Raw genomic sequence first — 25,046 nt, 5'->3', positions numbered from 1 at the left:
TAGATGTCGGTGCTCCCGGGCGCTGTTAACCCGTGCCGGCTTTGGATAGATCGCAGCAAGATGTCGCATATTGCCTGCGCTATCGGCCGTGTTGAGCGTTTCGGCGGAGTTTGCCTAAAATCCGCGATGATGTCCAGCCGTACCCGAACGCTGTTCGTCACGGCTGGCCGGAAGCGCGAAGGTGGCTCAGCTCTGGCGCGTCGGCAGGGCGCCCAGCACGTCGTCGAGATGGCGGGCGAGCTCCGCGGCGTCCACCTCGCCCTGGATGCGCGCCTCGCGCAGCTCCTCGCCGTCGGCGAAGAACAGCAGGCTCGGCGGGCCGAACAGCTCGAAGCGGTCGAGCAGGGCGCGCCGCGTGGCGTCGGTTTGCGTAACGTCGAGGTTGATGCGCGCGAAGGCGGTGAGCGTCTCGGCGACGCGGGGGTCGGGATAGACCCGGCGCTCGAGCTGCTTGCAGGAGATGCACCAGTCGGCGGTGACGTGCACGAAGGCCGGGCGCCCCCCGTCGGCGGCGTCTGCCAGCGCCGCTTCCAGGCCGGCCAGGGTGTCGACGGTGGTAACGGGTTGTGCCTGGGGCGTCGCTCCGCCCGGAGCGGCCAGTGGCGCCAGTGGGCGCAGCGGATCGCTGGCGCCGCTGGCCGCTCCCAGCACCAGGGCGACGCCCCAGGCGAGCAGCAACAGCCCCGCAGCCTGGCGCACACGCGGCCACCCCTGCCCCTGGTTAAGGGTGAGGGCCCCCAGGGCCAGAGCGCTGCCGATGGCCAGGGCGGCCCACAGCAGCAGCGCCGCCGGGGCGGGAATCAGGCGTTCGACGAGCCAGATGGCCACGCCCAGCAGCAGGATGCCGAATGCCACCTTGACTCCGTTCATCCAGGCGCCGCTGCGTGGCAGGGCCGTGGCGCCGAAGGTGCCCACCAGCAGCAGCGGCACACCCATGCCCAGGGCCAGAGCGAGCAGAGCCGCGCCGCCCATCAGGGCATCGCCGGTGGTGGAGATGAATACCAGGGCACCGGCCAGCGGCGCCGAAACGCAGGGCGAGACCACCAGTACGGAGAGTGCGCCGGCCAGCGCCAGGCCGCCCGGGCCGCTGCGCTGGGCGCGCGCCTGCCAGCGCTCGATGCGGCCCGCCAGGCGCGGCGGCAGGCGCAGGTCGAAGGTGCCGAACATGGCCAGGGCGAAGAGTGCGAAGAGAACGGCGAAGGTGATCAGCACCGGCGCGGACTGCAGGCGTGCCTGGAGGTTGAGGCCGGCGCCAAACAGCCCCATCAGCACCCCGACCACGGCGTAGGTGGCGGCCATGCCGCCCACGTAGCTGGCCGACAGGGCGAAGGCGCGCGGTCGGCTGGGGTTCTGGCCGACGATGATCGACGACAGGATGGGTACCATGGGCAGCACACAGGGCGTGAAGGTGAGCCCCAGCCCGGCCAGGAAGAAGAGGCCCAGCGCCAGCGGCAGGCTCGCCTGGCGCATCAGGCTGCTGAAGCGGCCATCCTCGCTGCGCGTCGTGAAGGCGTCGCCGTCGCCCGCCCCGGCGCTGCTCGCAGCAGCCGGGTCGCCACCGGCGCCGCTGCGCCAGCCGACGAAGGCCGCGGGCATCTCGCTCTCGGGAGCCTGCAGGTCGACGGTTTCCGGCGGGTAGCACAGCCCGGCATCGGCACAGCCCTGGAAGCTGACGCGAATCGCCAGCGGGCCCTGGGCGCTGCCCTCGATGGGAGCCTCGAAGACGACGCGCTCGTAGAAGACATAGACCTCGCCGAGAAACTCGTCCTCCTTGTACTCCCCCGGCGGCACCTCGGGGTCGCCCAGCACGAGATCGCCGGCGGCGCTTTCCACCCCCAGCCGGTGGCGGTAGAGGTAGTAGCCCTCGGCGTTCTCGAAGCCGATGTAGAGGGTCTCGCCGTCGTGCCAGGCGCTGGGCTGGAAGGCCTCCATGACCGGCAGGAATTCCTTGTCGTCCGAGGAGCCGAACCACTGCGCCTGGGCGACCAGCGGGAGCAGCAGCAGGAGCCAGGCGGCCAGACAGCGAAGCGAGCGTGAAAGGGTCAAGGCAAAGGATCCTTTTCCGAAGCGGGTCGGTGCGGCTGTAGGACCGGCGGCTCTCGGGGGAGTTCCGGCCGGCAGCTCGCACGTTGCGTGCTAGGATAACGCAGGTTGGCAACGCTGTTGACCGACGGGGCGGACGGGGTCGCTGCGCCACATTGTCGCGCCGCCACGCTACCGTCATGACTCACCGGCACAGGGAAGAGACGACATGGCATTCCTGAAGCGCGACGCCGGACGCCCGCGCAGTCGCGCGGACGTTCTCGAACGGCCCGATTATGGCTGGATCTGGAAACCCCTGCTTGCCCTGGCGGGGATCTACCTGGTGGTGGTGCTGGCGCTGGGTGTGTGGTGGAGTCGCGCGCCGGCCCCCTTCGACGTGGAACGGGCCACCGCCGCCCAGCGGGGGGCGGTGGCCGAGTCGGGTGGCCAGGCCGCCACCTCGCCGGCGGCCCGCGGCGCCGTCACCGTGGCGACTCTGATGACCACCCTCGACACCCTGCTGGACAAGCCGGGCGGCTTCCTGCGCAATGACGTGGCGCCCCCCGGGGTGTGGCTGGACAACATGCCGGCCTGGGAGTACGGCGTGCTGGGTCAACTGCGCGAGCTGGCCGGCGCGCTGCCGCCGCTCGCCGACGGCGAGGCCGCGTCCCTCCAGGCGGCGCATGCGGCGCTGATGCACGACAGTCGCGACTGGGCACTGCCCGGCACCGAGGAGCAGCTGGCAGCAGCGCGGGCGGCGCTGGGTGAGCACCTGGCGGGCCTGGGGGCCGACGAAGGGGCTTTCACGGCGGCCGGCGACGGCCTGGCACACTGGCTGGACGGGGTGACCGGCCGCCTCGACGCCCTGGCACAGCGTCTGTCGGCGAGCGCCGGCAGCCGTGAAGCCGTACGCCTGGGGGTGGATGTCGAGGCGCTGCCCGAGCCCACGCCCTGGCACCGAGTCGACGACATCTTCTTCGAGGCGCGGGGCAGCGGCTGGGCGCTCATCCACCTGCTGGAAGGGGTGCGCCGGGATCACGCCGACGTGATCGCGGCGGCAGGGGCCACCGAGCGCTGGGATCGGCTGCTGGTGGTGCTCGAGCGCACCCAGCGACGCCTGTGGAGCCCGGTGGTGCTCAACGGCTCGGGGTTCGGGGTCTTCGCTAATCACTCGCTGGTCATGGCCAACTACCTGCTGCATGCCCGCGACCTGACCGGTACCCTGGCCGGCGCGCTGGAGGGGCAGAGCGTCGAGGCGAGCGATGCGGAGACCACCGTTGCGCCGGAGGCATCGCCGGCGCCGGCCACCAACGACGACGGGCCGTCCGAAGACGGCCCGTCGGGCGAGGCGTAGGCCGAGAATCAGGCCTTTTCGTGGGCGGCTACGGCCTTCTCGATCGCCTTGCGGGCGGCCTCGGCGCCTTCCCAGGATTCCACCTTGACCCACTTGCCCTTCTCGAGATCCTTGTAGTTCTCGAAGAAGTGGGCGATCTGCTGGCGCAGCAGTTCCGGCAGGTCGGTGACTTCCTGAACCTCGTCATAGAGGGTGGTGAGCTTGGCGTGGGGCACGCAGACCAGCTTGGCGTCCTCGCCGGCCTCGTCGGTCATGTTGAGGATCCCCACCGGGCGGGCGCGGATGATGCTGCCGGGCTGGACCGGATAGGGCGTCACCACCAGGGCGTCCAGGGGGTCGCCATCGTCGGCCAGGGTGTGGGGAATGAAGCCGTAGTTGGCCGGGTAGAACATCGGCGTGGCCATGAAGCGGTCGACCAGCAGGGCGCCCATCTCTTTGTCGATCTCGTACTTGACCGGCGCGTGGTTGGCGGGGATCTCGATCGCTACATTGACGTCGTTGGGAAGGTCCTTGCCGGCAGGGATGTTGTCGAAGTTCATCGTCGCTTCCTTGGTTGGCGGAAATGCGGAGTGGCCGAAATGCCGCGAATTATACGGAGCCGCCCCGGCGATTACCAATGCGACCATAGGGGCGGCTTGGGCTTTGGTTGACGGGTCGGGCGAGGCGCAAGCGTGTATGATGGCCGGCGCGGGCGAGCGGTTGTGGCGCCCGTCCATCAGGGACTACCGGACTCTCAGGAGCACGACTTGTCATCGACCCAGCTGTCACTGAGTATCGGGCAGGCGTTCGTCGCCCCGGAACGGCGCCACCATCGCAGCTCCATGTCGGTGCGCCTTCCCGATGAGGCGGCGCTGCTCGCGGCCAAGGGCGCCTGTGCGGTGATCAGCGACACCAGCTCGCGCAACGCCATCGCCAAGCAGGCGGGTGACCTGAGCGTGCGCGGCTTTCTCGCCGACTATTTTTCCACCCCGGATCACTGGGACGTCAAGACCTCCGCCACTCGGGTACTGCGGGCCCTCAACGCCTGGTGCTACAGCCAGAGCCACTACGTGGAGAACGGCAGTTTCGTGGCGGCACTCTCGGCCGTGGTCTTCCGTGCCCAGGAGGCCCACCTCTTCCACATGGGCGACACCCTGGTGTTCCGCCTGCGCGGGGCCGAGTTCGAGCAGCTCAGCCGCGACCATGTCTCCGACCTGGGAGGCTACCGCTACCCGTCGCGGGCGCTGGGGCTCGACGGCAGCATCGACATCGACTATCTGCGCCTGCCGCTCAAGCAGGGCGATATCTTCCTGTTCACCACCCAGGCAGTTCGCGGCACCCTGATGCCGTCGGACTACGTGCAGCTGATCCGGCAGGACGCCAGCGACCTCAATGCCGCCTGCGAGCGCCTGGCCCAGGCCGCGCGCGAGCGGGCCCAGGCGCGCGGCTATGGCGCCGACCAGTTCTGCTTCCAACTGGTGCGCATCGATGCCCTGCCCGAGGCGGAACAGGACCATCCCGGCAAGGTCTACGGCGACCTGCCGATCCCTCCTGAGCTGGCGGTGGGCGAGCGACTCGATGGCCTGGAAGTGCAGGAGGTGCTGTCGCGCACGGCGCAATCGCGCGTCTACCGGGTGCGCGATGTTCGCACCGAGCGAGAAATGGTCATGAAGGCACCCAGCCCCGAGCTCTCCAACCGCAACGCCTACCTGGAGCACTTCCTGCTCCAGCAGTGGGTCGTCGAGCGGGTCAAGTCGCCCTTCGTGGTGCGGGTGATGGAGCCATCGCGGCCGCGCCGCTACCTCTACTACCTGATGGCTTACGTCGAGGGCGAGACGCTCGCCGACTGGGCGCGCCGTCATCCCCAGGCGAGCCTCTCGCAGCGTCTCGACATTGCCGTGCAGCTGGGCAAGGCGGTCCAGGCCCTGCACCACCGCGATCTGCTGCACCAGCGCATCCAGCCCGACAACGTGTTGATAGACACCCACGGGCAGGTGGTACTCACCGATTTCAGCGCCTGCCATATGCGCGACCTGGACGGTCACCGCCGCTCCCGCGAGCTGGCCCGCCAGGTGGGGCTCTCCGAGCACAGCGCCCCCGAGTACGCCCTCGACGACAGCGTGGGTCGGCGCAGCGACCAGTACGCGCTGGCCTCGACCGTCTACTGGCTGCTCACCGGCGAGCTGCCCTATGCCTTGGCGCCCAGCCAGCTGCGTAGCCATACCGACCTGGAGCAGCTGGTCTATCGCAGTGCCCGCACCCTCAACCCCGAGGTCACCCCGGCGCTCGATGACACCCTGCGCCGGGCGCTGGATCCGCAGCGCTCGCTGCGCTTCCGGCGCCTTTCCGAGCTGCTCTATGCGCTGCGCCACCACAACGACCGGCCCGCTGCATCGCGTCGCCAGCGGCTGGGCGATCCGGCCAGCTTCTGGCAGGGCGTGGCCGGGCTACTGCTGCTGCTGCTGGTGCTCTCCTGGCTGCTGCGCTGACGCACTTCGGGCGAAGGGCAGGGTTCGAGAGACAAGGTTCGGGGAACGAGGTTCGAGGGTCCTCGCCCCTTGTTCCTCGCGCCTTGATCCTTAAATGGTGAATTCGGGCAGCTTGCGTTCGACCTTGTGCCTGGCGAGGCGTGCGACCTTGGGCAGGCCGTTCTCGAAGGGGGGGAACTCCTCGCCGAGGATGAGCGGCGCAAGATAGGTGCGGCACGCCTCGGTGATGCCGAAGCCGTCCTCGCGGATGAAGTCGCGCGGCATGAACTTCTCGCGGTTGGCCACCTCGGCCAGCGGCGCGGCCTCGATGCGCCACTCGTAGGGGCTGTCGCTGATGCGCTTGATGGTGGGCATCATGGCGTTCTTGCCCTCGAGCGCCAGCTCCACGGCCTTCTCGCCGACGGCATAGGCCTGCTCCACGTCGGTCCTGGAAGCCAGGTGGCGCGCGGCGCGCTGCAGGTAGTCGGCCACGGCCCAGTGGTACTTGTAGCCCAGGTCCTGCTTGATCATGCCGGCGAGCGTCGGCGCCACGCCGCCCAGCTGGCGATGGCCGAAGGCGTCGGTGTTGCCGGAGTCGGCGAGGAAGGTGCCGTCCTCGTAGCGCGCCCCCTCGGAGACCACCACCACGCAGTAGCCGTACTGCTTCACGCACGCCTCGACCCGTGCCATCACCGCCTTTCGGTCGAAGGCTACCTCGGGGAAGATCACCAGGTGGGGCGGCTCGCCCTCGCCCTGGCCGGCCAGGGCGCCGGCGGCAGCGATCCAGCCGGCGTGACGGCCCATCACCTCGAGCACGAACACCTTGGTGGAGGTGGCGCACATGGAAGCGATGTCCAGCGAGGTCTCCAGGGTCGAAGTGGCGATGTACTTGGCCACGCTTCCGAAGCCCGGCGAGTTGTCGGTGATCGGGAGGTCGTTGTCCACGGTCTTGGGGACGTGAATGGCGGTCAGCGGATAGCCCAGCTTCTCGGAGAGCTGCGAGACCTTGAGGCAGGTATCGGCGCTGTCACCGCCACCGTTGTAGAAGAAGTAGCGGATGTCGTGGGCCTTGAACACCTCGATCAGACGCTCGTACTGGGTACGGTGGGTCTCGATGTCCTTGAGCTTGTAGCGGCAGGAGCCGAAGGCGCCGCCCGGTGTGTGGCGTAGCGCGGCGATGGTCTCGGGGGACTCCTGGCTGACGTCGATCAGCTCTTCGGTGAGGGCGCCGATGATGCCGTTGTGGCCGGCATACACCTTGCCGATGCGGTCGGAATGGCGTTGACAGGCCTCGATCACGCCGCAGGCGCTGGCATTGATCACGGCGGTGACACCGCCAGACTGGGCATAGAAGGCATTATGCGGGGCCATGGGGCTGCATGCTCCTGGATCGTGGGCGGGTTGGTAATCGGGCGTGGAAGTCTAGCGCAAAGCGCCCGGTGCTGCATCCGCTGGAGGGCCCCGGGGCAGCGTGCTAGGCTGCCGCTTCCGGATGGGCGGGCCGCGGCGGCCCGCCGCACAGGCAAGGGAGTCGAGGGCGGCATGCACCTGCACATTCTTGGGATCTGCGGCACCTTCATGGGGAGCCTGGCACTGCTGGCTCGCGAAGCGGGCTTCTCCGTCAGCGGCTCGGATGCCGGCGTCTACCCGCCCATGAGCACCCAGCTTGCCGAGGCGGGTATCGCCCTACACGACGGCTATTCGGCGGCCAACCTTGAGCCGCGACCGGACTTGGTGGTGATCGGCAACGCCCTGTCGCGAGGCAACCCCGAGGTGGAGGCGGTGCTCGATGCCGGGCTGCCCTATGTCTCCGGGCCGCAGTGGCTGGCCGAACGGGTGCTGCCCGGGCGGCGGGTGATCGCGGTGGCCGGCACCCACGGCAAGACCACCACAGCGAGCCTGGTCGCTTGGCTGCTGGAATCCGCGGGGCTCCGTCCCGGTTTTCTGATCGGCGGGGTGCCGCGCAACTTCGGCGTCTCGGCACGTCTCGGCGGGTCGGACGCGCCCTTCGTGGTGGAGGCCGACGAGTACGATACGGCCTTCTTCGACAAGCGCTCCAAGTTCGTCCACTACCGCCCCGAGATCGCCGTGCTGGGCAACCTGGAGTTCGACCACGCCGACATCTTCGACGACCTGGCCGCCATCGAGCGCCAGTTCCACCACTTGGTGCGCACCGTGCCCGGCAAGGGGCGGCTGCTGGTGGCCGATGGCGAGCCGGCCCTCGACCGGGTGCTGGCGATGGGCGCCTGGACGCCGGTGGAGCGTTTTGGCAGTGAACCCTCGAGCCCCTGGCGGCTCGAGCTGGAGCGCGACGATGCCTCGCGCTTCCGGGTCATTCACCAGACCGCGGAGGTCGACGAGGATGCCGTCGTCGACTGGCCGCTCACCGGCGCCTACAACGCCCGCAACGCCCTGGCGGCGCTGGCCGCGGCGCACGCCTGCGGGGTCGACCTGGCGCGCGGTGCGGCGGCGGTTTCCCGCTTCGAGACGCCACGGCGGCGCCAGGAGGTGCGCGGGGAGGTGGCCGGCATCCAGGTCATCGACGACTTCGCCCACCACCCCACCGCCATCGAAGCGACCCTCGAGGGACTGCGCGCGGCCACCGCCCGTGGTCGCCTGCTGGCGGTGATCGAGCCGCGCTCCAACACCATGCGCCAGGGTACGCTGCGCAGCCGACTGGCGGCGAGCGTGGCCGCCGCCGATGCCGCCTGGTGGTACCAGCCGGAAGGGCTCGACTGGTCGCTGGCGCCGGTGGTCGAGGCGAGCCCGATACCCACACGCCTCGAAGCGGACCTCGACGCCCTGGTGGCGGCGCTGGTCGCCGAGGCGCGACCGCTGGATCGCATCGTGGTGATGTCCAACGGCGGATTCGGTGGTATCCACGCCAAGCTGCTAGCGGCGCTGGAGGCGGCCCATGGTTGATCTCGCCTTCGGCCCCCCGGTGACGGTAGCGCTCACCGGGGCTTCCGGCGCCCAGTACGGCCTGCGCCTGATCGACGCCCTGGTGGCCGCCGACCGCGAGGTGTGGGTGATGGTCTCCAAGGCGGCGCTGCTGGTGATCGCCACCGAGACCGAGTCCGAGCTGCCGGCGCGACCGGCGCGGCTGGCCGAGGCGCTTACCGCCCGCAGCGGGGCGCGGCCGGGTCAGGTGCGCTGTTTCGGTCGCGAGGAGTGGATGGCCCCGGTGGCCTCGGGTTCCGGTGCGCCCACGGCGATGGTGATCTGCCCCTGTTCCACGGGCACGCTCTCGGCGGTGGCCACCGGCGCCAGCAACAACCTCATCGAGCGCGCCGCCGACGTGGCGCTCAAGGAGCGTCGTCAGCTGATCCTGGTGCCACGCGAGACGCCGCTGTCGGCGATTCATCTCGAGCACATGCTCGCCCTGACGCGCCTGGGCGCGGTGATCCTGCCCGCCGCACCGGGCTTCTACCACCAGCCGCGCTCGGTGGACGACCTCGTTGACTTCATCGTCGCGCGTATCCTCAACCAGCTGGGCATCGAGCATCGCCTGATGCCGCGCTGGGGGGAGTAGGCTCGCCGACGCCGGCTGCCGTCATGGCGGTGACATCCGGCGACGCCACCCTGAGTTTTCCGGGACAAGGGACTGCCACCATGCTCAAGCTGTCGCTGCTTTCGGTCTTCGTGCCGACCTTTCTGCTCGTTTCGCTCACCCCAGGCATGTGCATGACCCTGGCCATGGTGCTGGGCATGACCCAAGGCGTGCGTCGTACCCTGTGGATGATGGTCGGCGAACTGGTCGGCGTGGGGCTGGTGGCCGCGGCGGCCGGTGCCGGCGTCGCGGCCCTGATGCTGCGCCAGCCGGCACTCTTCGCGCTCTTCAAGTGGGTCGGCGGCGCCTATCTCGGCTATCTGGGCGTGATGATGTGGTGCTCGCGCGGGCGCATGGCCATTCCCTTGACGCTGGATCGCGACGCCGCGCTCGTCGCCCGGGGGCAGCTCGCCCTGCAAGGTTTCGTCACCGCCGTGGCCAACCCCAAGGGCTGGGCCTTCTTCGTCGCCCTGTTGCCGCCCTTCCTCGACGCCTCCCGGCCGTTGACCGGGCAGCTGGCGGCGCTGGTCACGGTGATCCTCTCCATCGAGTTCCTCGCCCTGCTGCTCTACGCCAGCGGGGGGCGCACCCTGCGCCGGCTGCTCGGCGAGAGCGGCAACGTGCGCCTGCTCAACCGCCTGGCCGGCACGCTGATGGTGGGGGTGGGCGTGTGGCTGGCCCTGGGGTGACGAGAGAGGGCTGAGAGGCGTCTCAGGCCGGCGGCAGCCACACCACCCGGATGCTGACCAGCAGCAGCGAGACGGCCAGCAGGGCGTGCCACGGGCAGGGCGCCAGCCGGGGATGGGGGCGGCGCTGCCAGGCGAGCTGGACCAGGGCGCACACCACCAGCCCCAGCAGGGCCCCGCCGACCAGATCGCTGAGCCAGTGCACGCCGATCGCCAGGCGCGACAGCGCCATGGGCACCACCAGGCCGATGGCGGCCCAGTAGGCCCAGAAGCGATGGCGGTGGGGCAGTTCGCGGGCCGTGAAGGCCGCCGCCGTGCCCAGCAGCACCACGGCCGTGGACGTGTGGGCGCTGGGGTAGGCGAGCGAGTCGACCAGGTGCTCGGGCGCCATGGGGCGTGCGCGACCGATCAGGGCCTTGCCCAGGACGTTGAGCAAGGCAATGCCGCCCAGGGCCGCGGCCAGGTGGCCCAGTGCCGCCCGGTGGCGGCGGGCCAGCAGCCACAGCGCCCAGGGCAGGGTAAGGGTCAGGATGCCGTAGAGATCGCCGACGCGTGCCAATATTTCGCCCATTGCGCGGAGCCAGGGGGTGTCCAGGGCGGCGAACAGGGCCTGTACCGCCCGGTCCATCTCCAGAGGGCCGTCGTGGTGGATGACGGCGATGGTCCAGCCCGAGAACCCGCCCAGGGCGAGGATCAGCAGCAGCCAGGTGCCGAGGGGAACCTCGCCCTGTTCGCTCTGCCCCAGCCACAGGCGGCGCAGCAGCGCCGAGCGGCGCGCCCCACGAAGCATCAGCGCGTAGAGCCGGCCGCTGCGGCTCACCTCCTGGCGCAGCCAGGAGAAGGCCACCGCGAGCGCCACCACGACGATCCCCAGCACGATCAGCCAGCGTTCCAGCCCCGGGGGCAGGTCGAGGCGCTGTTGCCAGGCCTGGCCCAGCAGGTAGCCGGGCAGCACGTAGGCCGGCGCCCACAGCGCCGCCGAGGCGAGGTTGGCCCAGGTGAAGGTGCGCGGCGGCATGTGCAGCATGCCGGCGATCAGCGGGATGATCGGGCGCACCGGGCCGACGAAGCGGCCCAGGAACACCGACAGGGTGCCGTAGCGCTGGAAGAAGCGGGCGCCCTGGGCAAGCCACTCCGGGTGGCGCGAGAAGGGCCAGCGCTGGGTCACACGCTCGCGCAGGGTATAGCCCAAGGCGAAGCTCACCCCGTCGCCGATGACGGCCCCGGCGAAGGCGGCCAGCAGCACGGCGGGAATCGCCAGCTCCTGGTGGCCGGCCAGCGATGCCGCGGCAGTGATCAACAATACGCCGGGCACCAGCAGTCCCACCATGGCCAGCGACTCGACCATGGCGATCACGGCGATGATCAGCAGCAGCGTGCCTGGGGCGGGGGTCAGCTGGTAGAGGGTGGCAGTGAGGCTCAAGCGGCGGCTCCGGTGGGGTAGCTCCAGTGGACAGGTGGGAACTCAGGCTTACTGCGCTTCCAGCCGGCGCGTGAACTCGAGCAGGCGGCGATGCAGTCGCTGCCAGCTCTCGCCGGGAAGGCGTTGGCACAGCCCCATGTGCGTGCGCAGCGGCCCGGTGTCGAGCAGCACCACCGGCTCGAGGGCCTGCAGGATGCGCTGCTGCACGAGCTGCGCGCCGCTCTCGCTGGTATCGGGAAGGACCAGCCAGAAGGTGGCGGGGGTCTGGCGCCCCAGGAAGTCGTGGCGACGCGAGCAGCGGCTCACCTCGCGGCACAGGGTGTCGAGCAGTGCCTGGCGGGCACGGTTGCCGAACTGTTCGCTGGCCATCTCCACCTGGGGCAAGTGGATCACCAGGATCGCCAGGGGCTGGTGCAGCAGCTCGGTGCGCTGGAACTCGCTTGCCAGGTGGGCGTGGAGGCCCTCGCGGGAGAGCGCCTGGCAGTCAGCGTCGCGGGGGTCGGTGGCCAGCAGCAGCGCGCGCTGGCGGCGCTGTTCCCAGAGCGCGAGCGGGACCAGGGTCATGGCCGCCAGGTAGCTCAGCGTCAGGTCGCCGTCCAGGGGCTCGCCGCTGAGCAGCAGCCAGGCCGGGGCCATGACCGCATTGAGCAGCAGTGCCGGCGCCAGGGGCAGGAGCAGCACCGGCAGTACCGGCGCGAGGCCGACCCACAGGCTGGCGGAGGTTTCCAGCCAGGGCAGTTCCATGGCCAGCAGCAGATAGCCGGCGATCAGGGTCAGGTAGGCGGGAATGCGCGGCCGATTGGCCACCGTCAGGCGCAGTACGGCGGCCACCACCAGCAGCAGGGCCAGCAGGGTGGGCAGCAGGATGCGTGCGTAGTGGCCCATTAGGTAGTGCCAGGCCGCATAGCCGGCCAGCAGCAGCGCGCCGGCGACGTAGGCGAGGGCGAAACGCCCGGCGGTGGTGGGGATGCCGTCAGCCATGCGTGAGCTCCCTGTCACCGGTGAGGAGCTGGTGTGGGAAGTCGCTGGCCGGGATGTCCAGGGCGTCGGTTGCCGACAGCGGCACGAAGCGCACCCGTCGCGGCGCCGGCAGGTCGGCCAGCAGCGCGTTGCGGCGCTGTTCGGCCTGAGCGGCATCGCGGCTGAGCAGCAGGGCGGCCAGGGTGCGCGAGTCCAGTCGGTAGCAGTTCTCGAACTCGTGCAGCTGGTGACACAGCGCCCTTGCCGTGGTCCAAAGTTGATGACGAGGCACCGAGAGCAGCAGCAGTTCGCCATGGACACCCTCCCGCTGGCAACGGGCCTGTTCGCGCGACAGATCCGCTTGCAGCTGGTGGGCCGGCCACAGCGGGAGGCCCGGTACCAGGCGCACCCGCTGGCGGACGACCAACTGCTGCGGCTGGCGGCGACGCGCGATGGCCATGGCCGCCAGCACGCCCAGGGCCAGGGCGGCGAAGAGCCCTTGGGCTGGGCCCAGCAGCGGATAGAGGGCCCACCAGGAGAGCGTGGCCAGCAGCAGGTTGATGACCAGCGTCCAGGCCGGCTGGGGCAGCAGCAGCGTGGCCGGCCACAGCCACAGCCATAGTGCGTAACGCTCCGGTGCCGTCCACAGCAGCCCGGCCAGGAGCAGGCCGGGCATCAGCTGCCAGGGCAGCAGGGGAGGGCGGCGGTGGCTGAACTCCAGCAGCACCGCCGTGACCGCTAGCCAGACGACCCCCAGCCACAGCAGCAGCGCCCCGGGCAGCTGAGGCTGGCGGGGGGCGAGGAGTGCCAGCAGGAGGGCTCCGGCCAGCAGATTGAGGCGCATCAGCCCGACTTTGTACTTGCTTTGCATGGTGCCTTACTATGAATGATCCCGCCGATGAACAATCTGGCCACAGTATAACGACCGAAGCGCACTTGGTGCTTGATCCAGGCCGGGTGCTTGATCCAGGAGAGTCACAACCGCATGTCAGATCTCGCTTCCCGAACCCAAGGCAACGTCGCCGAGGGCGACGTCGCCGCCTACATGACCCGCCTTGGGCAGGCCGCCCGCGGTGCGGCCGCCCAGATGCGTCGTGCACCGACCGCTGCCAAGAACGCCGCCCTGCAGGCCATGGCGGCGCGGCTCGACCAGGGGCGAGCTGAGGTGCTCGCTGCCAATGCTCGCGACCTCGAGCGGGGCCGCGTGGATGGGCTGGCGCCGCCGCTGCTCGATCGCCTGGCCCTCGATGATGCCCGCCTCGATGCCATGGTGGAAGGGTTGCGCCAGGTGGCCTCGCTGCCTGACCCGGTCGGTGAGATCGATGCCCTGCGCGCGCGTCCCAGCGGTATCCAGGTCGGCCAGATGCGCGTGCCGCTGGGCGTGATCGGCATCATCTACGAATCACGGCCCAACGTCACCCTCGAGGCGGCGAGCCTGTGTCTCAAGTCAGGCAATGCGGCGATCCTGCGCGGCGGCTCCGAGGCGCGCGACTCCAATGCCGCCATCGCCGCCTGTATCACCGCCGGGCTCACCGAGGCCGGGCTGCCGGAGGCTGCCGTCCAGGTGGTGGCGACCACCGACCGTGCCGCCGTGGGCCAGCTGATCGCCATGCCCGAGTACGTCGACGTGATCATCCCGCGGGGCGGCAAGTCGCTCATCGAGCGCATTTCCCGGGAGGCACGGGTGCCGGTGATCAAGCACCTCGACGGGGTCTGCCACGTCTACGTCGACGCCAGCGCCGATCTCGACAAGGCGCTGGCCATCGCGGTGAACGCCAAGACCCATCGCTACGGCACCTGCAACACCATGGAGACGCTGCTCGTCGATGCCCCCCTGGCCGAGACGCTGCTGCCGCGCCTGGCCGCCCGCTATGCCGAGCATGGGGTCGAGCTGCGCGGCTGCGAGCGCACCCGGGCGATCCTCCCCGACTGCGTGGCGGCCGCGGAGAGCGACTGGGGCACCGAGTACCTCGCGCCGGTGCTGGCCATCCGTGTGGTGGACGGCATCGAGGTCGCCATCGACCATATCGAGCGCTACGGCTCCCACCACACCGATGCCATCGTCACCGAGAACTACAGCCTGGCACGGCGCTTCATGGCCGAGGTCGACTCCAGTTCGGTGATCGTCAATGCCTCGACCCGCTTCGCCGACGGCTTCGAGTATGGCCTCGGCGCCGAGATCGGCATCTCTACCGATAAGCTGCACGCCCGCGGCCCGGTGGGCCTCGAGGGGCTGACCACCCGCAAGTACGTGGTGCTGGGCGACGGCCAGGTGCGCCAGTGAGCGAGCATCGGGCCATGGCGCTGCCGGCGCGCGGCGCGGACGACCCGCCGCGCATCGCCATGCTGGGCGGCACCTTCGACCCGGTCCATCTGGGCCATCTGCGCAGCGCCGTGGAACTGAGCGAGGCGCTGGCGCTGGATCGGGTACACCTGGTACCTGCCGCCATGCCGCCGCTGCGTGGTGAGCCGCAGGTGTCGCCAGAGGAGCGGCTCGCCTTGCTGCGCTTGGGCATCGGTGACACCCCGGGGCTGGTTGCCGACCCGCGGGAGCTGGCGCGCGAGGGGCCCTCCTACAGCGCCGATACCCTGGCCAGCCTGCGCGACGAGGTGGGTGATGCGGCGCGACTGGTGATGGCGCTGGGTCACGACGCCTTCCTGCGCCTGGCCGACTGGCACGACCCCGCACGGCTCTTCGAGCTGGCCCATGTCGTGGTGATCGAGCGTCCCGACCACGAAGCTCCGCTGCCTGCGGCGCTTGAGTCGCTGATCCGCGGCCGCGAGGTGGGCGACGCTGACGCCCTGATGGCCCGGCCGTCGGGGCGCCTGCTGCGCCTCGCCCTGCCCACGCGCATGGCGATTGCCGCCACCACGCTGCGCCGACGTCTGGCCGAGGGGCGCAGCGTGCGCTACCTGGTGCCGGCGGCGGTGGAGGCACGGATTCTCGATCTTGGCCTTTATCGGTCGCATTGAGCGCTGCCAGTGACCCGGCGAGGCGTTACAATGGACGCCGACCCGGACTTCCCATCGACGAGGGGCTATGCACAACCATTCGCACACCACGGATTCCCTGAAGGCACTGGTACTGGAGGCGCTGGACTCGCTCAAGGCCAAGGATGTGGCCACCCTGGACGTCTCCACGCTGACCAGCGTCACCGATGTGATGGTCGTAGCCAGTGGCACTTCCACCCGCCACGTGTCGGCACTCGCCGAGCGGGTCATTCAGGACGTCAAGGAGCACGGCGTGCAGCCGCTTGGCATCGAGGGCAAGGCCGGCGCCGACTGGGTGTTGGTCGACCTCGGGGATCTGGTGGTGCACGTGATGCTCGCCGAGACCCGCCAGCTCTACGACCTCGAGCGCCTGTGGGCCGACCTGCCCAGTGATGTCGACTTCGGCGGGAGGCAGGGCGGCGCATGAAGGTCCGCCTGCTGGCGGTGGGAACGCGCATGCCTGCCTGGGTCACCGAGGGCGTCGAGACGTACCGCAAGCGCCTGCCGCGGGATTTCGCCCTGGACGTCGAGGAGATCGCGCCGGGCGCGCGGGGCAAGAACGCCGACGTGGCCAAGGCCGTGGCTCTGGAGGGGCGCCGGATTCGCGAACGCCTGCGCGGTGACGAGATCCGGGTGGCCCTCGAGGTGGGCGGCCAGGCGTGGAGCACCGAGCGCCTGGCCCGCGAGGCCGAGGGCTGGCGCCTCGAGGGGCGTGACGTGGCGCTGCTGGTGGGCGGCCCCGACGGGCTGGAGCCGGCGCTCTCGACCTCGGCCGACCGGCGCTGGTCGCTCTCGGCGTTGACGCTGCCCCATCCCCTGGTGCGGGTCATCGTCGCCGAGCAGCTCTATCGAGCCTGGACGCTGCTGGTGGGCCATCCCTATCATCGCTGACCCTCCCTGGCACCGCTGTGTTAGCGGTACTTTCGAAACGACTGCTCGAGGTTTCTAGCCGGCATGCGTCTTCGCCGTGACACCCTCAAGAATCCCCAGCAGGAGCTGCGCATCTTTCGTGCCCGCTCCCTGCTGGCGGCGCTGCTGGTGGTAACCATGACCGGCCTGCTGATGGGGCGGCTCGGTTACCTGCAGGTGGTCCAGCACGAGGTCTATACCACGCGTTCGGAAAAGAATCGCGTGCGCGTGGAGCCGCTGCCGCCCACCCGCGGATTGATCCAGGATCGCAACGGCGTGCTGCTCGCCGAGAATCGCCCCACCTATAACCTGATGCTGATTCGCGAACGCGTCGATGATCTCGAGGCCACCCTGGCGCGCCTGGAAGCGCTGCTGGCGCTGTCGGAGGAGGAGGCCGAGGCGTTCCGCGTTCGCGCCGGCCAGCGTCAGCGACCCTTCCAGCCGGCACTGCTGATGAGCGACCTCGACGAGGATCAGATCGCCCGCCTGGCGGTCAATCGCCACCGTCTGCCCGGCGTCGAGGTGGAGGCGCAGCTGCTGCGCTACTATCCGGATGCCGAGATCATGGCCCATGCCTTGGGCTACGTGGGGCGAATCAATGCCGACGAGCTCGAGACCCTGGATGCCGGTCGCTATGCCGGCACCCATTTCATCGGCAAGACCGGCGTGGAGCGCTTCTACGAGGACGTACTGCACGGCCAGGCGGGGCTGCGCAAGGTGGAGACCAACGCCCGGGGGCGGGTGCTGCGCGAGCTGGGGCGCACCGCGCCCGTGCCGGGCAAGGATCTGACCCTGACCCTCGACAAGGAACTCCAGACGCTCGCCTACGAACTGCTCGAGGGGCGCCGCGGCTCCATCGTCGCCATTGCGCCCAAGAGCGGCGACATCCTGGCCATGGTCTCGGCCCCCGGCTTCGACAGCAACCAGTTCGTCACCGGGATCGACGTGGCCTCCTACCGCGGCCTGCAGGAAGACCTGGACCTGCCGCTGTTCAACCGGGCGATTCGCGGCCACTATCCCCCGGGGTCGACGATCAAGCCGTTCCTGGCGATGGCCGGGCTGGCCGAGGGCGCGATCACCCCGGAAAAGACCATCTACGACCCCGGCTACTACCAGCTGCCCAACGACTCCCGGCGCTATCGCAACTGGCTGCGCTGGGGGCATGGTCGCGTCGACCTGGAGCGCTCCATCGCCGTCTCCAACAACACCTACTACTACTCCCTGGCCCACGACCTGGGAATCGACAGCCTGCACGCGCGCATGAGTGCGCTGGGGTTCGGTCAGCGGGTGGCCCATGACGTCTATGGCGAGAGCGGGGGGCTCATGCCCTCCCGCGAGTGGAAGCGCGGCCGCTTCGGCCAGTCCTGGTACCCGGGTGAGACGCTCTCGGTGGGCATCGGGCAGGGCTACTGGCAGGTCACACCGCTGCAGCTGGCCACCGCCACCGCTGTGCTCGCCAATCGCGGCGAGTGGGTCAAGCCACGCCTGGCCCGGCGTATCGGCGACGAGCCGGTGCCCCGCGAGCTGCCCGAGACCCCGCCCGACATCGTCGTGGAGAACGACGCCTGGTGGGATCGCATCTTCTCCGGCATGGAGAAGGTCATCAGTGGCCATGAGGGCACCGCCCGGCGCACCGGTGAGGGGCTGCAGTACCGCATGGGCGGCAAGTCGGGTACGGCCCAGGTCTTCTCGCTGGGCAAGGATCAGCGTTACAACGCCGAGGAGCTTGCCGAGCGGCTGCGGGACCACGCCTTGTTCATGGCCTTTGCTCCGCTGGAGGACCCCGAGATCGCCGTGGCGGTCATCGTCGAGAACGCCGGTGGCGGCAGTACCCATGCCGCTCACCTGGCCCGGGCCATGACCGATGCCTGGCTGCTCGACGAGGAGGCGCAGCCCGATGTGGATACGCTGCGGGAGACGCTGGAAACCGATGACGGTAGCGTGGCGGGGAACTGACCCATGACGATGACCTCCTGGACCCAACGCCTGCGCGGCCACCCCGTGCGCCCGCCCAGTAGCGGCATGACGCGGCGCAAGAGCCTGTGGGAGCGAGTCCACCTCGATCCCTGGCTGCTGCTGTTGCTGCTTGTGCTGATGACCGCGGGCCTGGGCGTGCTCTACAGCGCCAGCGGCCAGCGTATCGATGTGGTGATCGCCCAAGGTATCCGCTTTCTGGTGGCGCTGGGCGGGCTGCTGGTGCTGGCGCAACTCTTGCCGGCGACGCTGCTGCGCTGGACCCCTCTGGCCTATGGCGCTGGCCTGCTGATGCTGATCGCGGTCGAGCTGGTGGGCGACATGGGGATGGGCGCGCAGCGCTGGCTGGTGATTCCGGGGGTGATCCGTTTCCAGCCGTCGGAGCTGATGAAGCTCGCCATGCCGATGATGGTCGCCGCCTGGCTGAGCCGTCACGAGTTGCCGCCGCGCCTGCGTGACCTGGCGGTGTGTGCTCTCATCATCGCGCTGCCAGTGCTGCTGATCGCCCGGCAGCCCGATCTGGGCACCTCACTGCTGGTGGGGGCGGCCGGCGTCTTCGTGGTGCTTCTGGCGGGGCTCTCCTGGCGCTTCATCGTTGCCCTGGCCGCGATGGCAGCGGCGGCGCTGCCGCTGTTGTGGATGAACCTGCATAACTACCAGCGACAGCGGGTGCTGACCTTCCTCAATCCCGACAGCGACCCGCTGGGGTCGGGCTGGAACATCATCCAGTCGACCACGGCCATCGGCAGCGGCGGGGTGTGGGGCAAGGGCTGGCTGCAGGGCACGCAGTCGCAGCTGGAGTTCCTCCCCGAGCGCCATACCGATTTCATCGTCGCGGTGCTCGGCGAAGAGTTTGGCCTGGTCGGCATGCTCGCCGTGCTGCTGCTCTATCTGCTGATCATCTTGCGGGGCCTGTGGCTGGCCGCCAAGGCCCACGACACCTTCGGACGGCTGCTGGGCGGGGCCATCATCCTCACCTTCTTCCTCTATGTGTTCGTCAACGTGGGCATGGTCAGCGGCATTCTGCCGGTGGTCGGTGTGCCGCTGCCGCTGGTGAGCTATGGCGGCACCTCCAGCGTGACCTTGCTGGCGGGTTTCGGTATTCTCATGGCCATTCATGGCCACCGTCGTTTCCTGCCGCGCTAGGGTAGAGCAGCGAAAAGGTCGTTTTCCGGGAGTGGCAAGCACATGATGCCAGCGGGCAGATGGAGTAAGGGCGTCGCCGGCGGCGCGATGATCGTGGCCCTGTGGGGCAGTTCGACCGCGCTGGGGGCCGGGGAGTACGATCCGGCCACCCACGCGGACGCCCAGGCCCTGGTCGAGGAGCTCGGCGAGGGAGGCCTCGCGCGTGACTGGGCCGCCTCGGCACTGCGCGAAGCGACCTTCCGGCCGGGCGTGCTGGAGGCCATGGCCGGTGCCGCCGAGCGGCGGCTGCGCTGGGACGAGTATCGCGCCATCTTCCTTACCCCCGAGCGCATCACCCAGGGGGTGGCCTTCATCGAGGCCCATGCCGAGGCCTTCGCCCGGGCCGAGGAAGTCTTCGGCGTATCGTCGCAGGTGATCGCCGCCATCATCGGGGTGGAAACCGCCTACGGGCGCTACACCGGCCGCCATCGGGTGCTCGACTCCCTGTCGACGCTGGCCTTCGAGCACCCGTCGCGGGGGCGCTTCTTCCGCGGCGAGCTGGCGGCTTTCCTCGAGATCACCCACGAGCAGGGCGTCGCGCCCGGCAGTCTCGACGGCTCCTACGCCGGGGCCATGGGCTATCCGCAGTTCATCCCCACCAGCTACCGTGCCTATGCCGTGGATTTCGACGGCGACGGCATCCGCGACCTCTGGACCAATCCCGTCGACGCCATCGGCAGCGTGGGCAACTATCTCGCCGAGCACGGCTGGCAGCGGGGTGCGCCGATCTATCACGAGGCCGAGGGGCCGAACACGCCTCCCGAGGGGATCGCTTTCAACCGCACGGCGCGACCCTATGCAAGCCTGGCGACGTTGGACGAAGCGGGCGTAGTCAGCCGGGCTGCGCTGGGCGCCGACCCGGCGGTCATCCCCCTGGCGCTTGAGGTCAGCGAGACGGAGTGGCGCTACCGCCTGGGGCGGGAGAACTTCTACGTCATCACCCGCTACAATCACAGCCACCTTTACGCCATGGCGGTCACCGAGCTGGCCGAGGCCATCGCGGCGAGGCGCGCTCCGGCCTCGGATCGCTCGGAGGCGGGCGTCGCCGAGCCGAAGGAGGACGCATGAGAGTCGCGCTGGTCTGCCTGGCCCTGGCGGTGCTGCTCGCCGGCTGTGCCGGGCGCGGGGGAACGTCGCCGGCGGGGGAGCGCGAGACGGCCGCCTCGGCGGCCAGCGACGGGCGCTATGCCCTGAGCGGTGACGCCTATCCCCAGGACCCACCGGATGTCAGCGAGATTCCCGACGCCGTGCCCCGCGTGGAACCGCGCTCGCGGGGCGGCAACCGGGAGACCTACCAGGTGTGGGGCAAGACCTATCGGGTGCTCCCCGAGGCCCGCGGCTATGCGCGCCAGGGCACGGCGTCGTGGTACGGCGAGAAGTTTCACGGCTACGCCACCTCCAACGGCGAGATCTACGACATGTACAAGATGAGCGCCGCCCACCGCTCGCTGCCATTGCCCACCTATGCCCGGGTGACCAGCCTCGACAGCGGGCGCTCGGTGATCGTGCGCGTCAACGACCGTGGCCCCTTCCACAGCGACCGTGAGATCGACCTCTCCTATGCGGCCGCGGCCCGTCTGGGCTTCCTCGAACGGGGCACCGGACGGGTGAAGGTGGAGGCCATCGACCCCGAAGCCTGGCTGGCGGCGAACCGGCCTGGCCAAGCGGGCGGCGGGGAGGCCGCGACCGAGACCAGCGAACGCGCTGCGGAGAGCCGCCCAACGGAAGGCCGGCCGACGGAGCCGACGGAGGGCCGCCCGGCGGAAGGCCGCCCCGCGGAACGCCGCCCGGCGGAAGGCCGCCCCATCTACCTACAGGTGGCGGCGCTCGGCTCGGCGGACAACGCACGCGAGCTCAAGACGCGCCTCGAGGGCGAGCTCTCGCACCCGGTTCGAGTCGCCAGTGCCACCGGCATGCACCGTGTCCAGGTCGGCCCCCTGGCCCACACCGGTCAGGTGGAGCCCGCCCGCGACGAGCTGCGTCGCGCCGGTTTCGCCCAGACCTTTATCGTCAAAGACGCCGACTGACGGCGCCTGTCCCCCTGAACCCCCGATGCTGTGATGAGACTTGACCCCATGAGAGTGCCGTTCCCCGTTTTCCGCCGCTGGCGGCTGTCGTTGCTTTGCTTGTTGCTGGTCGCCTCCCAGGCGCTGGCCCAGTCGGCGCCGGTGCCGCAGACCATGATTCCCGCACCGCCGCAGTTGGCGGCCAAGTCATGGATCCTCATGGATGCCGACAGCGGCCGCATACTGGCCGAACACAATGCCGACGAACGCCTGCCCCCGGCCAGCTTGACCAAGCTGATGACGGCCTATCTGGTGGAGCGCGAGCTCGACCGCGACAACATCCAGCCGGACGACACCGTGCAGGTCAGCGAGAAGGCGTGGCGCACCGGGGGGTCGAAGATGTTCATCGAGGTCGACACCCTGGTCTCGGTGGCCGACCTGCTGCAGGGCATCATCGTCGTGTCGGGCAACGACGCCAGCGTGGCCGTTGCCGAATACCTCGCCGGCGGCGAGCAGCCCTTTGCCGACATGATGAACCAGCATGCGACGCGCCTGGGCATGCACAACACCAACTTCGTCAATGCCACCGGCCTGCCCGACGAGAACCACTACTCCACGGCGCGCGACCTCGCCCTGCTCTCCGAGCACATCATCAACGACTACCCGTCCCACTACGCCACCTACGCCCAGAAAGAGTACACCTACGGCGGCATCAGCCAGCCCAACCGCAACCGCCTGCTGTGGCGCGACCCCAGCGTCGACGGACTCAAGACCGGCTGGACCGAGGAGGCGGGCTACTGCCTGGTGGCCTCGGCCGAGCGCGACGAGATGCGGCTGATCTCGGTGGTCATGGGCACCAGCTCCGAGGAGGCGCGCGCCCAGGAAACGCAGAAGCTGCTCAGCTACGGCTTTCGCTACTACGAGACCCTGCGCCTCTACGATCAGGGGGCCGTGCTCACCTCGCCGCGTGTCTGGGGCGGCGAGAAGAACGAGCTGCGCGTCGGCGTCGACGAAAATGTGCACATGACCGTGCCGCGCGCGCGCCACCAGGAGCTGGGCGCCCGTCTCGACATTGGTGCCGATCTCACCGCGCCGGTCGCCGCCGGCGAGCGAGTGGGCACGCTGCAGGTGATGCTCGGCGAGGAGGTCGTCGGCGACCAGCCGCTGGTGGCCCTGGAGAGCATCGCCGAAGGGGGCATCTTCAAGCGCCTCTTCGACCAAGTGCAACGCTTCTTCAGCAATCTCTACAGCCAGTGGTTCGGATGATGAGCGATCGACGCCTGCGTGATCTGCGCCGCCCGGTGCGCCCCTCGCGCCCGTCGGCCAAGATCACCTTCCCCTGCGACTATCCGATCAAGGTGGTGGGCGATGCCGCCGATGACTTCCCTGCCGCCGTCTGCCAGGTGGTGGCGCGTCACGACGCCACCTTCGACGCATCCAGCCTGGAGGTGGTGGATAGCCGCAACGGCCGCTTCCAGTCGGTGCGCTTGACCCTGCGCGCCACCGGCGAGGCTCAGCTCAAGGCACTGTTTGCCGAGCTCAAGGCCACCGGCCGCGTGCACATGGTGGTCTGAGCATGGCGACGCCAGGCCTGGCGCCGATCGTGCTGCACCACCTGGGGCGTCGCCCCTACGGTCCGGTGTGGCAGGCGATGCGCGCGCTCACCGACGGGCGCGACGCCGCCACCGCCGACCAGTTCTGGCTGGTGGAGCACGAGCCGGTGTTCACCCAAGGGCAGGCGGGCAAGCCCGAGCACCTGCTGATGCCGGGCGACATCCCGGTGGTTCAGACCGACCGCGGCGGCCAGGTGACTTACCACGGCCCGGGGCAGGTGGTGCTCTATCCGCTGCTCGATGTGCGCCGCGCGCGGCTCGGGGTGCGCGAGCTGGTCAGCGCCATCGAGAACGCGGTGATCGCCCTGCTGGGCACGCACGGCATTGCCGCGCATGCGCGGCCCGACGCTCCCGGCGTCTACGTCGGGGAGCGCAAGATCGCCTCGTTGGGGCTGCGTATCCGCCGCGGAGCGAGCTTCCATGGCGTGGCGCTGAACGTGGATGGCGACCTGTCGCCGTTCGCGCGCATCAACCCCTGCGGCTATGCCGGCATGGCCATGACCCGCCTGGCGGATCATGTCGTCGACTGCCCCCCGGTCGAGACGGTGGGCGAGCGCCTGGCCGCGTGCCTGGCACGAGAGTTGGGCCGCGAACTGGCCAGGGTCTAGGACCAAGCAAGGGACGAGCGAGGAAACCCTCGTCCCTTGCCCCTCGTTCCTGTTATCCCACGTTGATGGCGTCGATGCGGTTGGGGTCGGGCGCCTGGCCCGGCACCTCGGCGGGGGCGGCCAGGCCCAGGTTGTTCTTCTCGAACACCCGGTCGGCACGGTAGCTGGAGCGCACCAGCGGCCCCGAGGCGACTTCCATGAAGCCCTTCTCCAGGCCGAGCCGGCGATAGCGTTCGAACTCCTCGGGGCTGACCCAGCGCTCCACCGGCAGGTGGTTGCGGGTGGGGCGCAGGTACTGGCCGAGGGTGACGATGTCCACGCCGATGGCGCGCAGGTCGTCGAAGGTGGCCAGTATCTCCTCGTCGGTCTCGCCCAGGCCCAGCATCAGGCTCGTCTTGGTGAGCACCGCGGGCTTGTGGGCCTTGGCATGGGCCAGCACGTCGAGCGTCTTGCGATAGCCGGCCCGCGGGTCGCGCACGCGGCGGGTCAGGCGCTCCACGGTCTCGACGTTCTGGGCGAACACCTCGAGGCCCGAGTCGACGACGCGCTCCACCGCCGCGGGGTCGGCGTCGAAGTCGGGGGTCAGGGCTTCCACCACCACCTCGGGGGTGTGCATCTTGATGGCGCGGATGCAGTCGGCGTAGTGGCCGGCGCCGCCGTCGTCGAGGTCGTCGCGGTCCACCGAGGTGAGCACCACGTAGCGCAGCCCCATGAGCTCCACCGACTTGGCGGTGTTGGCCGGCTCCTCGGGGTCGAGCCAGCCGCCGGGGTTGCCGGTGTCCACGGCGCAGAAACGGCAGGCGCGGGTGCACACCGAGCCCATCAGCATGATGGTGGCGGTGCCGTTGCTCCAGCACTCGCCCATGTTGGGGCAGTGGGACTCGGCGCAGACCGTGCTCAGGCGGTGCTCGCTGACGTTGCGCTTGACCGCCTCGAAGCGTTCGCCGCCGGGAATCTGGGCGCGCAGCCACTTGGGCTTGCGGCCCGGGTCGCCATTGTCAGCGTCGGGGTGGGTGCGCTGCTTGATGCCGTCCTTGATGGCGGCGAAGCCGTGTTCGGTACGAAACTTCTCGCCGCTGGGGATGCGTTTTGCGCTGTCCTCGCTCATGGGGAGCCTCTCCACTCGGCGCATGCCGGGCCCTGCCCGAAGGCGGTTGGCAGCGGCAGGGCGGGCCGATTGATACGTTGGTCGCAGGTCCGTAATCTACCACACTCGCCGACGACCGGCACAGGCACTTGGCTCAGCAAAAATCCGCGCGAACCCTCGCCCACTCGGGCGGGGAGGTAAGCGGGGGCCGCGCAAGCGGCCCTATTCTGG

The 25,046-nt window shown here is 69.7% G+C and carries 23 protein-coding genes; 16 read left to right on the top strand and 7 right to left on the bottom strand.

Going from position 1 to position 25,046, the window contains the following annotated elements; all coding sequences use genetic code 11:
• Positions 1 to 186: 186 nt before the first annotated feature.
• Positions 187 to 2,046 (bottom strand): protein-disulfide reductase DsbD, encoded by a 1,860-nt coding sequence (gene dsbD, locus FEF15_RS15115; protein ID WP_163560001.1) that lies wholly within the window; start codon positions 2,044 to 2,046, stop codon positions 187 to 189.
• Between the two features lie 205 nt (positions 2,047 to 2,251).
• Here dsbD and FEF15_RS15110 point away from each other — a divergent pair, with 205 nt between their 5' ends.
• Positions 2,252 to 3,376, top strand: coding sequence for a DUF2333 family protein (locus FEF15_RS15110; protein ID WP_163560000.1), 1,125 nt, complete (start codon positions 2,252 to 2,254; stop codon positions 3,374 to 3,376).
• A gap of 8 nt (positions 3,377 to 3,384) precedes the next feature.
• On the opposite strand, the gene ppa is transcribed toward FEF15_RS15110, so the two are convergent.
• Positions 3,385 to 3,915 (bottom strand): inorganic diphosphatase, encoded by a 531-nt coding sequence (ppa, locus tag FEF15_RS15105; RefSeq protein WP_163559999.1) that lies wholly within the window; start codon positions 3,913 to 3,915, stop codon positions 3,385 to 3,387.
• A 207-nt stretch (positions 3,916 to 4,122) separates the two neighbouring features.
• Here ppa and FEF15_RS15100 point away from each other — a divergent pair, with 207 nt between their 5' ends.
• The gene (locus FEF15_RS15100; protein ID WP_163559998.1) at positions 4,123 to 5,844 is read left to right on the top strand and encodes a bifunctional protein-serine/threonine kinase/phosphatase; all 1,722 of its coding nucleotides are present in this window, start codon (positions 4,123 to 4,125) and stop codon (positions 5,842 to 5,844) included.
• A gap of 90 nt (positions 5,845 to 5,934) precedes the next feature.
• Here FEF15_RS15100 and FEF15_RS15095 read toward each other — a convergent pair whose 3' ends face one another.
• A complete protein-coding gene (locus tag FEF15_RS15095) occupies positions 5,935 to 7,194 on the bottom strand; it encodes a 6-phosphofructokinase (protein ID WP_163559997.1) in 1,260 nt (419 codons plus the stop codon).
• Between the two features lie 171 nt (positions 7,195 to 7,365).
• Here FEF15_RS15095 and mpl point away from each other — a divergent pair, with 171 nt between their 5' ends.
• From mpl to FEF15_RS15080, 3 genes are all read left to right on the top strand, one after another.
• The gene (gene mpl / locus FEF15_RS15090; protein ID WP_163559996.1) at positions 7,366 to 8,745 is read left to right on the top strand and encodes a UDP-N-acetylmuramate:L-alanyl-gamma-D-glutamyl-meso-diaminopimelate ligase; all 1,380 of its coding nucleotides are present in this window, start codon (positions 7,366 to 7,368) and stop codon (positions 8,743 to 8,745) included.
• Positions 8,738 to 9,355: a flavin prenyltransferase UbiX gene (locus FEF15_RS15085; RefSeq protein ID WP_163559995.1), complete on the top strand. Its 618-nt coding sequence runs from the start codon at positions 8,738 to 8,740 to the stop codon at positions 9,353 to 9,355. Before mpl ends, FEF15_RS15085 begins: the two co-directional genes overlap by 8 nt.
• An 80-nt stretch (positions 9,356 to 9,435) precedes the next feature.
• Positions 9,436 to 10,062 carry a LysE family translocator gene (locus tag FEF15_RS15080; protein ID WP_163560014.1) on the top strand — a complete coding sequence of 209 codons (627 nt, stop codon included), beginning with the start codon at positions 9,436 to 9,438 and terminating at the stop codon, positions 10,060 to 10,062.
• A gap of 22 nt (positions 10,063 to 10,084) precedes the next feature.
• On the opposite strand, the gene FEF15_RS15075 is transcribed toward FEF15_RS15080, so the two are convergent.
• The 3 genes from FEF15_RS15075 to FEF15_RS15065 are packed head-to-tail and all read right to left on the bottom strand — an operon-like array spanning position 10,085 to position 13,313.
• The gene (locus tag FEF15_RS15075) at positions 10,085 to 11,482 is read right to left on the bottom strand and encodes a bifunctional DedA family/phosphatase PAP2 family protein (RefSeq protein ID WP_163559994.1); all 1,398 of its coding nucleotides are present in this window, start codon (positions 11,480 to 11,482) and stop codon (positions 10,085 to 10,087) included.
• A 48-nt stretch (positions 11,483 to 11,530) separates the two neighbouring features.
• Entirely contained in the window at positions 11,531 to 12,463 is a 933-nt protein-coding gene (locus FEF15_RS15070; protein WP_163559993.1) for a GGDEF domain-containing protein, read from the bottom strand.
• Entirely contained in the window at positions 12,456 to 13,313 is an 858-nt protein-coding gene (locus tag FEF15_RS15065) for a hypothetical protein (RefSeq protein WP_163559992.1), read from the bottom strand. Before FEF15_RS15065 ends, FEF15_RS15070 begins: the two co-directional genes overlap by 8 nt.
• A 114-nt stretch (positions 13,314 to 13,427) precedes the next feature.
• On the opposite strand from FEF15_RS15065, the gene FEF15_RS15060 reads away from it, so the two are divergent.
• From FEF15_RS15060 to lipB, 11 genes are all read left to right on the top strand, one after another.
• Positions 13,428 to 14,726: a glutamate-5-semialdehyde dehydrogenase gene (locus FEF15_RS15060; RefSeq protein ID WP_163559991.1), complete on the top strand. Its 1,299-nt coding sequence runs from the start codon at positions 13,428 to 13,430 to the stop codon at positions 14,724 to 14,726.
• Between the two features lie 14 nt (positions 14,727 to 14,740).
• Positions 14,741 to 15,415, top strand: a complete 675-nt coding sequence (nadD, locus tag FEF15_RS15055; protein WP_163560013.1) for a nicotinate-nucleotide adenylyltransferase — start codon at positions 14,741 to 14,743, stop codon at positions 15,413 to 15,415.
• A 67-nt stretch (positions 15,416 to 15,482) separates the two neighbouring features.
• Positions 15,483 to 15,860: a ribosome silencing factor gene (rsfS, locus tag FEF15_RS15050; RefSeq protein WP_163559990.1), complete on the top strand. Its 378-nt coding sequence runs from the start codon at positions 15,483 to 15,485 to the stop codon at positions 15,858 to 15,860.
• Positions 15,857 to 16,324 (top strand): 23S rRNA (pseudouridine(1915)-N(3))-methyltransferase RlmH, encoded by a 468-nt coding sequence (rlmH, locus tag FEF15_RS15045; RefSeq protein ID WP_163559989.1) that lies wholly within the window; start codon positions 15,857 to 15,859, stop codon positions 16,322 to 16,324. Before rsfS ends, rlmH begins: the two co-directional genes overlap by 4 nt.
• Positions 16,325 to 16,387: 63 nt before the next feature.
• Entirely contained in the window at positions 16,388 to 18,298 is a 1,911-nt protein-coding gene (gene mrdA / locus FEF15_RS15040) for a penicillin-binding protein 2 (protein ID WP_163559988.1), read from the top strand.
• A gap of 9 nt (positions 18,299 to 18,307) precedes the next feature.
• Positions 18,308 to 19,462, top strand: a complete 1,155-nt coding sequence (gene rodA / locus FEF15_RS15035; protein ID WP_163560012.1) for a rod shape-determining protein RodA — start codon at positions 18,308 to 18,310, stop codon at positions 19,460 to 19,462.
• 87 nt (positions 19,463 to 19,549) lie between these two features.
• Positions 19,550 to 20,569, top strand: a complete 1,020-nt coding sequence (mltB, locus tag FEF15_RS15030; protein WP_240454191.1) for a lytic murein transglycosylase B — start codon at positions 19,550 to 19,552, stop codon at positions 20,567 to 20,569.
• Entirely contained in the window at positions 20,566 to 21,528 is a 963-nt protein-coding gene (locus FEF15_RS15025; protein ID WP_163559986.1) for a septal ring lytic transglycosylase RlpA family protein, read from the top strand. Before mltB ends, FEF15_RS15025 begins: the two co-directional genes overlap by 4 nt.
• Positions 21,529 to 21,576: 48 nt before the next feature.
• On the top strand, positions 21,577 to 22,773 hold the full coding sequence (locus FEF15_RS15020) for a D-alanyl-D-alanine carboxypeptidase family protein (RefSeq protein ID WP_163559985.1): 1,197 nt from the start codon (positions 21,577 to 21,579) through the stop codon (positions 22,771 to 22,773).
• Positions 22,773 to 23,081, top strand: coding sequence for a DUF493 domain-containing protein (locus tag FEF15_RS15015; RefSeq protein WP_163559984.1), 309 nt, complete (start codon positions 22,773 to 22,775; stop codon positions 23,079 to 23,081). Before FEF15_RS15020 ends, FEF15_RS15015 begins: the two co-directional genes overlap by 1 nt.
• Positions 23,082 to 23,083: 2 nt before the next feature.
• Positions 23,084 to 23,728, top strand: coding sequence for a lipoyl(octanoyl) transferase LipB (lipB, locus tag FEF15_RS15010; RefSeq protein WP_163559983.1), 645 nt, complete (start codon positions 23,084 to 23,086; stop codon positions 23,726 to 23,728).
• A 52-nt stretch (positions 23,729 to 23,780) separates the two neighbouring features.
• On the opposite strand, the gene lipA is transcribed toward lipB, so the two are convergent.
• Positions 23,781 to 24,836, bottom strand: a complete 1,056-nt coding sequence (gene lipA / locus FEF15_RS15005) for a lipoyl synthase (RefSeq protein WP_163559982.1) — start codon at positions 24,834 to 24,836, stop codon at positions 23,781 to 23,783.
• Positions 24,837 to 25,046 lie beyond the last annotated feature (210 nt).

Origin of the sequence: Halomonas sp. NO4, assembly GCF_010994375.1 — a bacterium.
Classification (GTDB): domain Bacteria; phylum Pseudomonadota; class Gammaproteobacteria; order Pseudomonadales; family Halomonadaceae; genus Halomonas.
Note: the sequence above shows the minus strand (reverse complement) of the source record. Positions and strands in the feature narration are given on the sequence as shown.